The organism is Providencia sp. 6390 (genome assembly GCF_058148425.1).
Map to the genome: position 1 here is coordinate 115,538 of NZ_JBYVYL010000002.1, position 15,353 is coordinate 130,890.

General features: G+C 40.9%; 10 protein-coding genes. 1 reads left to right on the forward strand and 9 read right to left on the reverse strand.

The genetic code is table 11. The features are described 5' to 3' along the window. Positions 1-33: 33 nt before the first annotated feature. Positions 34-1,089 carry a poly(ethylene terephthalate) hydrolase family protein gene (locus AC3Z9T_RS05605; RefSeq protein ID WP_490125240.1) on the reverse strand — a complete coding sequence of 352 codons (1,056 nt, stop codon included), beginning with the start codon at positions 1,087-1,089 and terminating at the stop codon, positions 34-36. Positions 1,090-1,546: 457 nt separating this feature from the next. Between AC3Z9T_RS05605 and AC3Z9T_RS05610 the strand changes: the two genes are divergently transcribed. Further along, complete coding sequence (locus AC3Z9T_RS05610; RefSeq protein WP_490125241.1) at positions 1,547-2,737, forward strand: amino acid aminotransferase; 1,191 nt, start codon at positions 1,547-1,549, stop codon at positions 2,735-2,737. A 101-nt stretch (positions 2,738-2,838) separates the two neighbouring features. On the opposite strand, the gene AC3Z9T_RS05615 is transcribed toward AC3Z9T_RS05610, so the two are convergent. From AC3Z9T_RS05615 to cmoM, 8 genes are all read right to left on the reverse strand, one after another. Then, positions 2,839-3,486, reverse strand: a complete 648-nt coding sequence (locus AC3Z9T_RS05615; protein WP_490125242.1) for an MBL fold metallo-hydrolase — start codon at positions 3,484-3,486, stop codon at positions 2,839-2,841. A 328-nt stretch (positions 3,487-3,814) separates the two neighbouring features. After that, positions 3,815-4,363, reverse strand: coding sequence for a peptidoglycan L,D-endopeptidase MepK (gene mepK, locus AC3Z9T_RS05620; RefSeq protein ID WP_490125243.1), 549 nt, complete (start codon positions 4,361-4,363; stop codon positions 3,815-3,817). 296 nt (positions 4,364-4,659) lie between these two features. Next, a complete protein-coding gene (gene ldtD / locus AC3Z9T_RS05625) occupies positions 4,660-6,402 on the reverse strand; it encodes a L,D-transpeptidase (protein ID WP_490125244.1) in 1,743 nt (580 codons plus the stop codon). A 561-nt stretch (positions 6,403-6,963) separates the two neighbouring features. Then, positions 6,964-7,677 (reverse strand): acid phosphatase AphA, encoded by a 714-nt coding sequence (gene aphA / locus AC3Z9T_RS05630; RefSeq protein WP_490125245.1) that lies wholly within the window; start codon positions 7,675-7,677, stop codon positions 6,964-6,966. A gap of 268 nt (positions 7,678-7,945) precedes the next feature. Then, the gene (gene mukB, locus AC3Z9T_RS05635) at positions 7,946-12,379 is read right to left on the reverse strand and encodes a chromosome partition protein MukB (protein WP_490125246.1); all 4,434 of its coding nucleotides are present in this window, start codon (positions 12,377-12,379) and stop codon (positions 7,946-7,948) included. Beyond that, complete coding sequence (mukE, locus tag AC3Z9T_RS05640) at positions 12,376-13,104, reverse strand: chromosome partition protein MukE (RefSeq protein WP_490125247.1); 729 nt, start codon at positions 13,102-13,104, stop codon at positions 12,376-12,378. Before mukE ends, mukB begins: the two co-directional genes overlap by 4 nt. Next, positions 13,085-14,410, reverse strand: a complete 1,326-nt coding sequence (gene mukF / locus AC3Z9T_RS05645) for a chromosome partition protein MukF (RefSeq protein ID WP_490125248.1) — start codon at positions 14,408-14,410, stop codon at positions 13,085-13,087. Before mukF ends, mukE begins: the two co-directional genes overlap by 20 nt. Further along, complete coding sequence (cmoM, locus tag AC3Z9T_RS05650) at positions 14,407-15,195, reverse strand: tRNA uridine 5-oxyacetic acid(34) methyltransferase CmoM (RefSeq protein WP_490125249.1); 789 nt, start codon at positions 15,193-15,195, stop codon at positions 14,407-14,409. The genes mukF and cmoM overlap by 4 nt, the downstream gene beginning before the upstream one ends. Between the last annotated feature and the right edge of the window lie 158 nt (positions 15,196-15,353).

Consider the following 15,353-nt stretch of genomic DNA (forward strand, 5'->3'; position numbering starts at 1 on the left):
ACACCACTCTCTTTCTTTAACTATTTTCAGCTATCAGCTAAGCGCTTTTGCCAATTTATTACGGCTAACTCTCAAAGGATTTAGAAAACTTTGGATAAATTGTTTATCTTTTGCCAGCTTATAGTCTTCACCAACAAAATAGGCTTTGGCACTTTTATCCCCTTTACCAATATAAAGCATCCATGCTGTCGATATCCCAGCAAACTCATTTCTTTCCAGTTTTCTCACTGGGCTGAAGTGAGTTGCTGTCAGTGCTGTTGCCCCCCACGCAGGCACCTTTTTTATCAGCGATAACTGCCATAATTGAGGCCAAGTAAAAGGAGACACAACTGTATCAGCCATACCAGTCAACATGAGTGTTGGGCTCTTAATATAACCACCAAGCGCTAAAGGGCCTGGTTCAATAGACAATGTGCCTAATACACGAATAGTTGAGTCAATAATCCCCAATTGCTCATTGGATAAACTTGCAGTCAATAACGCAGCCTGACCTCCTGCCGAATGGCCTGCAACAATAGTATGTGAAAAATCGATTTTCCCATAAAGAGGAGAGCTAGGGTCTTGATTCATTTGGCTCAAGGACAGAAAACCCAGTAAATGCATAGCTGGTGTTGAATTAATGAAATCAGAACTAATAACTACAATAAACCCATAGCTAGCCCAATGTTTGATCATCTCAGTGTAATGCCCCTGATTTGATAGAATTCCGCCTACAAAATTAATCACCGGCACCTTTTCAAGATTTTCAATATCCGATGGGTAATAAACGCTGGTAGAAATAGGATTGCCAAATCCATATGGAAATGAATCATTACACTTAAGCCCTTCAAAGGGCACAGTCAACTTAGCCAAAATACCTATCAGCCCACGGCAATCACCAATTACAGCATTAGTTGTTACACTATGTGGTCCTACTTTTTTGGCAAACTGATCATTCGCCAAACCATAAGCTTTTACCAGTAAAGAACGTGAATCAACTTCATCATCTGACTGTAGTGCAATATCTAACTCTTTTGGTATAGCAGATCCCTCTATAGCTCCTGTATTATTAGCCACTTCATTTAATTCATTATTTATCTTACTTTTCATAATGATACTCCATTATTTTGTTAGCAATAAACGGCTCTAATGCATGCTTTTCGATTAAAACACTCAGCAGTATCGCAAGTTCAAAAAGAAAAAAAACCGCGAATAATGGAAAGTACATTCAAAAAAAAGATGATCAGTTTTCTCACTAGAAAACTGATACAAAACGAGGTTGCTCAATGAATAGACCACCGCCTTTCATAAGAAGGATCGATTTTTCGCGAACAGAACAATCTCGCAATAAACATTTTTTAGACTTCAAGAGAAGATTTTTAGATAAATAAGTAAAGAGCCCAATAACACTGCCTTTCGTGCTATTTTTGGTCACATTGCATACAATTTATACCTATATCACAAGATCTTGCCAATTTTTGGCAAAACGGTTGGCAAATTGTTTTCTGCGCGTTAACCTGAGCACTCAACATTTTCGGCTTAACAACTGAGCTTTGGAATCGACAACATGTTTGAAAAAATTACTGCTGCCCCTGCTGACCCTATTTTAGGCCTTGCTGATAGTTTCCGCGCTGACCCTCGCGATAATAAAATTAACCTCGGTATCGGCGTCTACAAAGACGAATCAGGTAAAACCCCTGTATTAGACACTGTTAAAAAAGCAGAAAAATTCCTGCTAGAAAACGAAAACACCAAAAACTATCTTGCCATCAGTGGTATGCCAGAATTCGGTCGTGTGACCCAAGAGCTGTTATTTGGCAAAGATCATGAAATTGTCACCTCTAAGCGTGCTCGTACTGCACAAGCTCCGGGTGGTACAGGTGCACTACGTATCGCCGCTGACTTTATCGCTAACCAAACCAATGCAAAACGTGTTTGGATCAGCAACCCTACTTGGCCAAACCATAAAAATATTTTTGAAGCCGCAGGGTTAGAAGTCCTAACTTACAATTATTATGATGCTGCAAACCACGGTATGGATTTTGCGGGTATGCTGAACAGCCTTACCTCAGCAGTTGCTGGTGATGTGATTGTTCTGCATGGTTGCTGCCATAACCCAACGGGTATTGATCCAACCGCTGAGCAATGGGCTAAGTTATCAACACTGTGTGCGGAGAAAGGTTTACTGCCAGTATTTGACTTTGCCTATCAAGGTTTTGCAAAAGGTTTAGAAGAAGATGCAGAAGGTCTGCGTATCTTTACCAAAGAAAACCCAGAAATGATCGTCGCGAGTTCTTACTCGAAAAACTTTGGTTTATACAACGAACGTGTCGGTGCTTGTACTATTATTGCTAAAGATAGCGACAACGCAGAGCGTGCATTTAGCCAAGCAAAAGCGGTTATACGTGCTAACTATTCAAACCCACCAGCACATGGTGCGGCAGTTGTTACCACTATTTTGTCTGATGAAGCACTAAAAGCTGAATGGATCCAAGAATTGACCACCATGCGTGAACGCATTAAACGCATGCGTCAGCTGCTAGTTAACACACTAGAAGAAAAAGGTGCTAAACAGGACTTCAGCTTCATCATTAATCAGAATGGCATGTTCTCCTTCAGTGGGTTGACAAAAGAGCAGGTAGAGCGTCTACGTAGCGAATTTGGCATCTATGCTGTTAGCTCTGGACGTATTAACGTTGCAGGTTTAACACTTGAAAACATGGTTCCATTGTGTGACGCTATCGTTAAAGTGATCTAATTCTCTAACAATTAAAGAGTTACGATGACGAAAATGCCCCTCTGTTTGATGCACGAGGGGCATTTTTTATTGGCCTATCCACAAATTAAAGGCCTATAAGATTACCAAACAGGCTGCTCGTCCTGTAAGAAAGGATTAGTTTTACGCTCATGACCCAGATCAGACATTGGCCCATGACCCGGTATAAAGTGATAATCATCACCCAGTGGCAATACTTTATTTTTAATCGAAGAAATCAACGCTTGATGATCACCACGTGGAAAATCACTACGCCCTACACCGCCTTTAAATAACACATCACCCATTGAAATCAATTTATTCGCATGATTAACAAAAATGATATGACCAGGTGTATGACCGGGGCAATGCAGCACATCAAAACTTAACCCACCACAAGTGACAATTTGTCCCTCCTCTAACCAATAATCAGGTGTGAAATCAGGACAGTCGCCGATATTAAACATTGCATTTTGTTGAGCTAAATTTTCAATCCAAAACGCATCTTCTTTTTGCGGACCATAAATTGGTACTGAAAAATGTTTTGAAATCGTTGCTGACGCACCAATATGATCCGAATGCCCATGAGTGAGTAAGATTTTAGTCAGTTTTAAACCACGGCTTTCAATAGCTGCGATCAATTTCTCCGCTTCACCACCCGGATCAACAATAACGGCTTCCAACGTATTTTCATCCCAAATAACCTGACAATTTTGCTGAAACGGTGTTACTGGGATAATCATGTATTTCATTGAACATTTGCTCCGTATTTATGCTGCATGCGCACTAAGCCATCTGCACAACAGCTAAAAGAATAAAATAATTAATGGGAGCATACCGAAGTCAGAGAAGAGTGTAAATGAAAGGAAACAAGGCAACCTGCGACACTTAAAACAACAGAATCACTTTCGACCTAAAATGATTTAAATAGGATTCAATAGGCTGACAATTATTCTAAATAATTCGCGTTGCAGCTAGGCGACAAGTGAGGATATCCCGAGGAGCATACATAAGTATGTGACTCGGGTAGCCGAGCGTAGTCAACAACGCTGCGGCGTGAATTATGACGAATAATTATAATTACCAGGTGCGGGCCGGGCCCGTATCTATATGCACAAAATTACTTCGTGGATAATACCCCACTCCACCCGCTTTCATCTTCAGCGCAGCTTTACGGATATTACTCAACTGCAAGCCTTCGATATGGAAATCCATCGCTTGCCCGCGAGTATGATAGCTTTTTTTAGCCACTCCGCTACTACTACGACGCAATGCATTATTGGTTTCCAAAGAGCGGTAGCCAGAAATAAGTTGGATAGGTTTATTTGACCCCATCATCATCTGCAACAGATAAATTTGATCGAACAATTTAGGATCAATGGTTTTCACTTTATCGCTACGATGATCACGGAACAGGTGATTTAGCCGAGCCAGTTCTGATTTATTATAATGACGACCATCAAAAAATTCTGTTTTCAAAAATTCACCAGTGTTGATATTTTGAAAACGCAAAATTCTTGGTCTAGGGGTGGTCATAGCAGCAAATACATGACTTGGTAATAAGCTCAGCCCGAGAGTTGCTGCGCCAACACCTAACCACTTGCGGCGATTTTGGTCGATTATATCCATAGTGAATAACTCAGATTTTAATTACGTGATTTAAATAGGGCAAAACCCGCACTATTCAACAGTCTAACAAATGATATTTAATTTGAATGTATAAAAATGTAAATAAATGAGTAAATAAGCGCAAATTAGAATTGTTATCATCAAAAAAGTGAACCAGATCACCTATTTTTGGTTAAAAATAATCTTTTTTACTTTAAGAAAGGTAATAAAAACCAAATAACGTGAAATTTGAGTATACGTATTCATCCGTGTTTAAGAATGATTTCAGGGAGAACCCCCCTGAAATCAAATAAGAATTAATGCAGGATATTTTTTATTGCTGGTAGGTATTCTTCCGCATTATCAATACTGTCGTCATATTGATAAATATCTGCTCGATATTGAGGTTGCTGATCTTTATCCACCCAAGCTGTTTGATAATACAAATAAACTGGGATTCTATCTGGTATATTCACATACCTTGTTGTTCCCTCTTTGACCGCACCATCAATACGCTTTTGCTCCCAGCCAGCATCCCCTAATAAAATCGTCGCTAATTCATTGGCCTTATTAACCCGTACACAGCCTGAACTAATTGCCCTTGCGCTACGGTTAAATAAGCTATGGTTTGGCGTATCGTGTAAATAAATAGCATCAGAGCTTGGCATATTAAACTTGTAACGACCTAAAGAATTTGTAGGCCCAGGAGCTTGGCGAATACGATACGGGAAATTGGCAGGGGAAATTTGCTCCCAGTCTATCGAATATGGGTCAATTTCAAAAGAATCCTGCCCCCACCCCGAATAAACCGTATAGCCTTTGCGACTAAAGTAGCTCGGATCTTGCTTACCTTTCGGTGCAATATCCTTACGTGCCATGCTAGTTGGTACGCTCCATGGCGGGTTAATCACCACGTTATTCAATGCACTGCTCATAATCGGTGTTTTACGATCAGGGCGTCCAACAATCACTTTTGAATCTAAAATCACATCATTATTGAGATAAAAGTTTAATGAAAAACCAGGAATATTCACTAAAATCCCTGTTCCATTACTTTCAGGAATAATACGTAAGCGTTGTATATTCAGCGCCATCAACCCTGCTTTTTGCTGGGGTTTCATGTTTAGCCAAACTTTAGTGCCCTTACCGACCATGCCATCTGCTTCTAAGCCATATTGCAGCTGGAATTTCTTAACTGCTTCAACCAACTCATCACTGTATAAACGTGCTTTTGCTGTTGCTGCCGCTTTTTCAGTTTCAGCTGCTGAAGCATCTAATACCTCTCCCACAGCGGCCTCATCAAGTAAGCCTTGGCGATATAAAATTTCACGCAGTGTGATCACATCATCGCTGGATTGACCTGGTTTGAGTGTCTTAGTATCGACTAACTCTAAACCATCATCATTCATATTAAGCTGTTTCAACATTTCCTTACGCATAGGCTGGTACAACTCATGCTGCGGTGCTTGAGCTTTAACCCACTCGCTAAGGCGATTTTCAGAAACGGAGTCTAACCATGGCTTTGTTTGTGCTGCCGTTGGCTCAACTAATTTATAAGGCTGCTTGCGGTATAACCAAAATTGCCCATTAGTGGAAATACCTGATAGATATTGTAAATATCCCAACATAGCATCAGAGAGAATGACATCTCTCCCTAATTCACCCAATTGAGTATTTTCTAAAGCTAATAGCCATTCACTAAACTGAGGCTGTACTCCAGAAAGTGCCAACTCTGCTAGCTGCTGTTGAAATTGCTCGATGGCAGTTTCATCTTGCCATAACAATTTCATTTGCCTATCTGCATAAATTTTTGCCAACTGTGAAGAAAATATCGGCTTAGCTCCCGCTGGTAATGCCGCTGTAATTTGAGATAAGCTTTCAGCAGGACTAATCACCTCTACAGGTGCGGCTGTAACGATTTGCTGTGGTGCAACCTCTTCACTCGAGACTTGCCCATTATTCTGTGCAGAAACATCTTGTGCTGAAAAAACCGGAAATTGTATCGACAGTAGCCCACAAATTACCGAGAGTTGCAGAGCTTTCACTCTTCTTTTTGCCATAAATCCACCTTAAATGACCACATATGGATAATAATCTTTTTTATTATTTTGACGACGTTGTTCATCGCTTTTCCAGTTACAGTTTAACCGTAACTCAAAATTATTGAGGCGTATTGTATTTAATGCTTGAATTAAATGTTATAGGAATTGACTAATTTTATCTTTAAATAACATAAAATCAGCTTAGTTGATATACAAAAAAAGAATAATATTGCGTAAATGAAAAGCAGAATTATTTACACATAAGATGAATGGTAGATATTTATTTAACCACCTTATGCTCTAAATAATTCGAGATCCCTTTAAGCGACAAGTGAATGAATCGCGAGAAACATAGAAAATTATGTAACTGGCGCGAGTAAACCTAGTCAACAACGCTGTAACTCGAAGTATGACGAGTGTATAACATAAATTAATATGACTTAAAGATACGCGTTTATACGCACCAATCCTAAATAATAAAGTCACCGTATTTTCCGCATAGATACTTTGGTATTAATCATTATATGATTGAACTGTAAAAAGGTGCTTAGCACCTTTTTACAGTATTCAGAAAGTTAATTAGTATTCTGAATTTATAACCACTTCTTCACCAAATTGGCCTGCCTTAGGCAATGGCTGGTAAGATGAGTTTGCTGCACGTAATATACGGATGCCACGAATGTTCAATTCACGAGCCGCTGCAATATCAGCATCTGCATCACCATAATAAATTTTTAGTTTATGATCACGCATCCAACTTACTTTATTATTTTGCCCAGGCTCATCACCCGCAAAAATAACTGGGTTCATTTTATCAGCTGGGATACGCATCCCTTCTTGAACATATTTAGTGACCGTTTCTGTTTTCGTTTTAGTACGTCCAGTAATAAAGTAAACAGTATCACCACGTTTTAAGTGCATTTGAACTAAATCAATACCCACTTGTTTTGGCATACTGAACTTATCCCACTCGTTATTCATTTTTTCCCAAAATTCGATATTCTTTAAGTAGCTAAAATCATTTGGTGAATATTCGAGCTTACCACGGTAGAAACCTGGGCTAGAAAATAATACGGTATCATCAATATCAAAACCCACCGCCATCGGAGCTTGACCTTCTAGGCTATTTTTAATTTGCTCAATAGAAACCCAATGAACTGGTTTCTGCTCAGCAAGTTGAGCCACTGTTACCCCTGGACTGACGACTTCTGGCATTAATACTTTTGCCTGTGATGTTGCGGTAAAACTGAGCACCAAAGCAATGGCACTTAAAGTCAGTGTCGTTTTTTTCATGTGTAATCCTTAATTGATTGATTAGCTAGTGTGCAATACAAGTGCAAACCATAGCGATATGTACATCATTTTTTGTTATGCATCACAAGAAAATAAATCATAATGTCTTTATTATCATAAAAATGAGACATATATCTCATACTGATATTCTGTTTTATCGGTAATTAATCAATTTAATTTAAGTTACATAAGAATAAAAAAAACGGCGCTAACAATAATTAGCGCCGATTTAAATTTATTTGAAATAATTAGCTGCTTATTCTTGCGCTCATGGCACTTGCTGGTTTGTTGTTTCTTGACCAAAACCTTTTAAACCAACTACATGTACATGCTCTCGGTTTTCAAATACTTTACGAACCAACTTATAAGTGGTTCCTTTCTCAGGGCTGATATTTTCAGGCGCTGCAATAATCAATTGCATCTCTAAACGATCACACAGTTCAAATAGCGTGGCGATCGATTTCGCATCCAAACGTGCAGCTTCATCAAGGAACAACAAGCGGCAAGGTATGATATCTTTGGCACGTAAACGACGTGATTCTTCTTCCCAGCTTTGCACCACCATCACAAGTATTGACATACCTGTACCGATAGCTTCCCCCGTCGACAAGGCACCACTTTCTGCTTTCAACCAACCATCAGAACCACGGTTAACCTCAACTTCCAGCTCAAGATAGTTACGATAGTCTAATAGCTCTTCACCAATGGTTTGTGGTAAACGCTGACCTACATCGACTTGTGGATTCAAACGTTGATACAACTTAGCCATCGCTTCAGAGAAGGTTAATCGCTGGCTGGTAAACAGGTCTTGGTGCAGTTCGCTTTCTTCTGATAATACCGTTAACAGTAAAGAGTGACTTTCACGGATATTGACGTTGAGTCGAACCCCTTTCACTTGACCGAATGCTACCGCCTGCAAGCCTTGGTTCAACATGCGAATACGATTTTGCTCGCGTTGAATGGTTTTGCGAATAATATTTGCTACGCTCTTCGAACTAATTGCCAGTTTTTGCTCACGAGCAGTCAACTCTTCAGTTAAGCGTGCTAACTCAATTTCCATTTGCTCAATAGCGTCGATTGGATCATCTGTTCGAATGATGTCTTGACGAATACGTTCACGCAAATGTTGATAAACGGCAATAAAGAACTGAATTTTGCGCTCTGGACGCTTTGGATCTTCAGATAAACGCAATACATCCCGTAAGTGTTCATTATCAGCAACTGCTAAGCGTAAAGCACCCAATGCCTTATCTGACATTGAACGTAAGCTATCACCGTCGGTGTAGGCTAATTCGCGACGATGTAAACGACGTTCAACACCGTTATCTTTCACCAACCGCATTACCGCACACCATCCTGCTTTCGCTGAAACAACTTGTTCACGCAGTAAATAATAATCTTTTTCTAACTTACGAATGCGTTTTTGCAGGTTATCCATTTCTGCTTCACATAGGGTGAGTTGCTTCTCTAACTGGTTAATGCGACTACGATTTGCCATCACTGACTGGTGCAATTCATCACGGCGAATACGAGCTCTTTCTTGTGCCTCAGGATCCGCTTTAACACCAATATCCTGCATTTCAGCTTCTAGCTCTTTTAACATCTCTTGTTTAGTGTCAAAAGAGCTGCGTAAAGAGGCTAAAACCTGATTAAATTGCGCTGATTGCGATTGCTGCTGACGTAGTTGTTCACGAGCCCGGCTACGTTCACCCTCTGCTTGTTCCAAACGCTGACGTAGTTTTTCATTGAGATCAGCGTTCTCATTAACCATACCTGTAGAATCACTGTAGCTAAAGTGCGCACGGCGTTGTACCACTTCAACTAATGCAAATGCTTGTTGTTTAGCCGTTTGCTGAGTATGTTTGGCGGTTTCATAATCTTGGCGTAACTGATCATGCTGTTCAGGATCGCTCAATAGCACAGTGACTATCGGCTCTAATTTCGCCAGTGATTGTCCATGTTTGTTCAGGAAATGAGCTGCTTCCTCCGCATCAGATAATTCATCACGAATTTCATCAGCGCGATCTGCTAGCGTTTCATCCATTAATAAGCCAACTAATGGGATCAAGCGGTTCAGCGCTGATAAGCTCTCTTTACCTTGTGAATATTGTTGGCGCTGCTGCTGAGTTTGTTCTTCAAACTGCGATAAACCACGTTCTAGCTCAGTACGTTTTTGATTGAGCGTACGAATTTCTGCTTCGGGATCAGTTTCAAATGCAACTGATATGTGTTGGCCGATAAAACGGCTAAACGCTTGATGCGAACGCTGAATTTTTTGAACATCAAACGATAACGTGGCATAGCGTTCAGCCAACCCATCACGCTCTAAAGTTAATGAATCAAGATGTGTTTCACGCGCTGCACGGCCAAATAATGGTACTTCTGGATAGCGAGAAAAACGCCATTGTCTATCAGATGAGCGAACTAAAACTGAATTCTCAAATTCTTCAGCATCAAAGACACTATCATCGAAAGATGATGGATCCCCTTCAATAAAGTAAACATCTTCAGGGCAATCTTGCAGTGTTTCTAATTGACTACGCACAACAGAGAGATCTTGAACAACGATACCATTACGGGCAGGACCATAAAGCGCTGAGAAATATGGTGCATCATCAATAGTGATGTCATCATAAATTTCAGACAACAGTACACCACCCAACCGTTCCGCCAGCGCTAACATCCGACCATCTTCGGCACCGCTTGGTTGGCTAAGGCGTTCGATTTGTTTTTCTAGCTCTCGTCGCTGTGCAGCAACTTCATCACGTTCAACAGTGATTTCCCTTTCTTGCTCAAGCAGTTGTTGCATGTGTTCTGTCACCGCACTACTTGACTCAAAAGTTTCACCTGCTTGTTCATTCAACTGTGTTAATGCATCTTGTGCCATTAACCATGCAGGTGCTTTAGAGGTTAGCAATTGAATACGCTGGCGAATTTGTTCAAGCTCTTGACGCATTTGCATACGGCGCTCACCGCTTTCACTTACGCCAACGCTTAATTCTTCTTGCTGAGCCTCAAGTTCTGCCATTAATGCATCAAGTTCATCAGGCTCATAACTTTTATTATGACGCTTACAGAATTCACTTAACAAACGTTCTGCATTTTGCTGGCTGTCTAAACGTTGTTGTAGCTCAGAAAGCTGCATACGCAATGGTTGCACACGATCAGCTAAGTGCTGTTGTGATGCAGAATCACGTAATAATGCTCTCGCTTGTTGATAAGCATCGCTACGGCTGACTTCGCCAACCATATTTTTAACCAATTGATATGCTTGCTCAAATTGGCTATGCGCAGCATCAGCAACACTCATTTTCTGCTCTAACGTCAGTAATGTTTCTGTCGCTTGTTGCTCACGAGCTTCGAAGGTTTCTAACCATTCATCAGCATTATCGATTGATAGGTCAGGTAACTGACATAGCTCACGAGCACGTGTCAGTGCTTGTAACGCTTGCTGATATTGAATTGCACGAGTTTGTTGTACATCGAGTGCTTGCTGATAATCTGCCAATTGGCTTTTCAATTCATCAACTTCGATTTCCGCGGCTTCTGAACGTGCTTCCAACTCTTCTTGGCGCTCAGTGGCTTCTGCAACCACTTCTGACTGCTCTTCAAGGCGATAGGTTAATTCTTCAATATCCGCCTGATAACGGTCGATCTTCTCTTGTTGGCGAAGTGCTGTTTGAACTAGGTTTAAATGGTCACTCGCCGCTTGATAATCTGCTTCTAAATCAGATGAAGAGCTATTTTGCTCATTCAATTCACGGGCAATTTCAACACTGCGAACTTGTTCCTGCCGTAATTGTTTACGACTAGCAAATAATTCACTGCGTGCAGCCATAGCAGAATCAAGATGAATACGTCGCTCATTGGAGTGACGCATATAGTCAGCCGAAACATAGTCTGTTGCTTGGCTAATTAAGTGCTTAAATAAATCGCGATCGGATTGTGTTACACGGATCGCTTCTAGTGTTAGTCGGTTTTCACGTAATGCCGCTTCCATATCTTGGAAAGCCTTACGTACCCCACTATTCTCAGGTAATAAATAATCACGCAGTGAACGAGTGATCGCACTCGAAATACCACCATAAAGAGATGCTTCGATCAGACGGTAATACTTGCTACGATCGCTTGCTGAACGCAAGCGCTTAGGCAGAACACCTAATTCAAACAATACTGAGTGATAGTCAGTAATCGAGTTGAATTGTTTAAAGTGGATCCCCTCTTGCTCTTCCATACGTTCTTTTAAATCATTAAGAGGGATAACTTTTGCTTGGCGGCCTTCAAAAACTTCAGTTAGGATTTCTGTCGGAACGGTGGCAATTGGTACGCCTTGGATCATGAAGGGTTTGATATCGACTTTTTTATCGCGCCCAGCAACCTGTTGCAACCTAACGCCAACCATCACACGTTGATGTTTTGAGTTAAGTACATCCAAAATGGCATAACAAACACCGGGGCGTAACTTACCATGTAAGCCCTTATCGCGTGAGCCTGAAGTCGCCCCTGCTTCTGTGGTGTTACGGAAGTGTAGTAGCGTCAAATCAGGGATCATGGCAGTAATAAATGCCGCCATAGTGGTTGATTTACCAGCTCCATTTCCCCCTGAAAGGGTAGTGACTAATTCATCTAAGTCAAAGGTACGCGCAAAAAAACCATTCCAGTTAATCAGCGTCAGTGAGCGAAATTTACCGCGTTCAATCATACTTGTTCATCCTCATCACTCTCAGCCGCGTCTTGATTATCATCGGTTTCTTCATCGCCATTATCCTGTAAAGATAGCCCATCTTCGAGAGAAATGGCTTCACCATCACGGATCATACGCAATTGAGCTTCTTGTACATTATCACCACTTCGAACATCCGCACCAAAACGGAATACCGACTCAGAAATCACAAATCGGTTGGTGTCATTTTGAATAAAGTGCACCATGCCTAAACGGCGTAAACGGTTTAATGACGTTCTTAGTTTTTCTTGCAGCTTTTGTTTATCTAAGTCAGAACCGGTTGAACGCTGATTAACGAATTTTAATAACTTGCTTTCATCTGCTAACGATAGCAGCTCTTCAAACAACTCTTGGGCCGTAAAAATGCCTTGGTTAGTTAATCGCTCAGGGCTTAAATAGAGGTAACAAAGAATTTTACCCACCATCATATCCAGTTCCGAAAGCACTGAACGCGGGATCAACGTGCTTGAACGTGGGCGCAAATAGAAGAAACCTTCTGGCGCTCGAATTAGCTCAACGTTATAACGTGCATAAAATTGTTCCAATGACTCTTGAAAGTCCATTAAAAATGCGTGGTTATCAAGATCATCAATACTAATGTGACGCCCTGAACGCAATTGGCTATCTAGTTCTGGAAAAATAGGGTTGGCCAATGCCTGTGCCAATTTAATTGGCATGAATTGTTCAATATTTGTCGATGACATGTGCCTGCACCTTGGCTCCGTGATCATTAATTGCTTGCCACTCTGACGGTAACCCCGCCAAATCAGCCTCTGCGATACCTAATTTAACTGCCTGATCAATGATAATACGCGTGACATCAAAATGACGTTTCTGTGGATACTGTTTCAAATATTCTTCTACCACTCGCGCAACATCTAGTGGCTGCTGTTGTTGTTTATAGAATGCCAACTCGGATTCCATCAACTCTGCCAGCCGATCATTAACTTCACTGAATTCTTCAAATTCAAGTTCAGGCGGCAATTCGCCCATCACTTCTTCATCATTCAATGATAACTCTTCATCACGCATATCGAATAAGCGATCTGCATTGGCATAAGTCAACGCCCATGGACGATCAAGATATTGTTGAACTGATTGACGAAGGCGCTGAGAGAAAATACGATTTTTATCCATATCAATCGCGGTACGGATAAATTTATGAACGTGGCGATCGTATCCAATCCATAAATCAATAGATTGTTGACCCCAGCTAATAATACGGTCTAATTTGTTCTGTAAATCATAAACGAGCCTATCAACCCTATCAGAAAACTCGGGGGCATTCATATTCGCTTCTTGAATGCGTAATAAGTTTGCCTGTAATTTATCACCTGCAGCCTCTAAGGTATCTTGTAGTTCCCGCAATGTGCCTGATGTTTCTGAGAGCAGTTGCTCACAGTTGGCAATAGCAGCTTGCCAATCTTGATTTAATAATGCAGCAATATCTTCTTTAATGCCGTTTTGCTGCTCATCCATCACACGTTGAGTAAGATCGATACTGTCGAAAATCTCTGCAACAGAATATTTTAGTGGTGCAAAAACAAAGCGATGCCAATAGAATTCATCACCGCCTTCTTCAGCTGCTTCAGCCGATCTCTGTAGCTCTCCCGCCACGATCGATAGCTGCATTGACAGTCTAAGCGTCGAAAACTCACGCTGACGAATATAATAATCACTAATTCCAATGCCAAGTGACGTCAAACGGTAAATAGCATTGCCTTCCACTATTTCACTAGTGAAGCGGTTAAATATTTTCTGGCGAACCATATCATTGATAGCATTATTCGCCCTAACCGATAAAGATTCCGTGGTTTGCTCAAACCCTTTGCAAACTTCGCGAAATGCATCAATCAGCTCCCCTTCACTCATTTCACCGTTAACACGCTCACTGTTTAATACAGCAACCGCTAGCAAAAAAGCTAAACGCTCTGCCGGTAATGAAATCGAAAAATCATTTTTTCGTGCCCAGGACACGAGCTCAGGAACGGTCTGGGAAAAATCACTCATATATCGTCCTTTATTATTGGTTTTCGTGCCATGACATGAATGTAACGTCCCATACTAATATAGGGTTCCTGACGACAATATCGCTGCTCTAATTCCAGCAATGCAGGGAAATCTTTTTGCTGCAACTGCCTACTTTGTAGGTAATCATGAAATACTCTGACACCACTTTTGCCAATAATATCCATTTTGCAATCCGATAACCACTCATCGACTTGCTGCGGTAATAATGGATTTTGCGGTGATAATGACCGCTTACGGCGACGTTGAATATGCGGCGTAGCAAGGTGAAAATTACCTAAAATAGCATTTCGCATCACTAGGCCATTAGCATTATAGAACATGACAGAAAATGCACCTTGAGGCTTAATTATATCGACCAACTGCTCAATTGCATATTTTTGATCGCTGATCCATTCTAACACCGCATGGAAAAGGACTAAATCGACAGGTTGCTCAATGTGCTGCCCTATATCCTGTACAGCGCAATGGATAAAGCGCATATTTTCGCTAATCCCTTGGGCTTGCGCAAGCTCGCTCGCTCGCTCCAGCATCTCTTCGGATAAATCGCAAAGTATGACTTGGTGGCCTAACGCGGCAAGTTTACGCGAAAAATACCCTTCGCCACCACCTGCATCTAATATACGTAGTGTTTGCCCAGAAAATTGGCTGCTAATTAAATGCGTGAGATCCTGCCACACAACAGCTTCGCGGATTTTGCCTTTTGTCGTTCCATAGATGTTTTTTGCAAATTTATCAGCAATATCATCAAAATTGCGGTCTACCATGTGTTATCCGGTGATCCTAAAAATGTACTATTTTTGTCGATTAAATTCATGCCTACTTACCAAATCAGACTGTACTTATCTTGCAGCTTTCATAGCAAATCAAATAAGATCAAATTCAGAATATGATTTAAGGCAAATTCAGCTAAAATTAAGCTTAA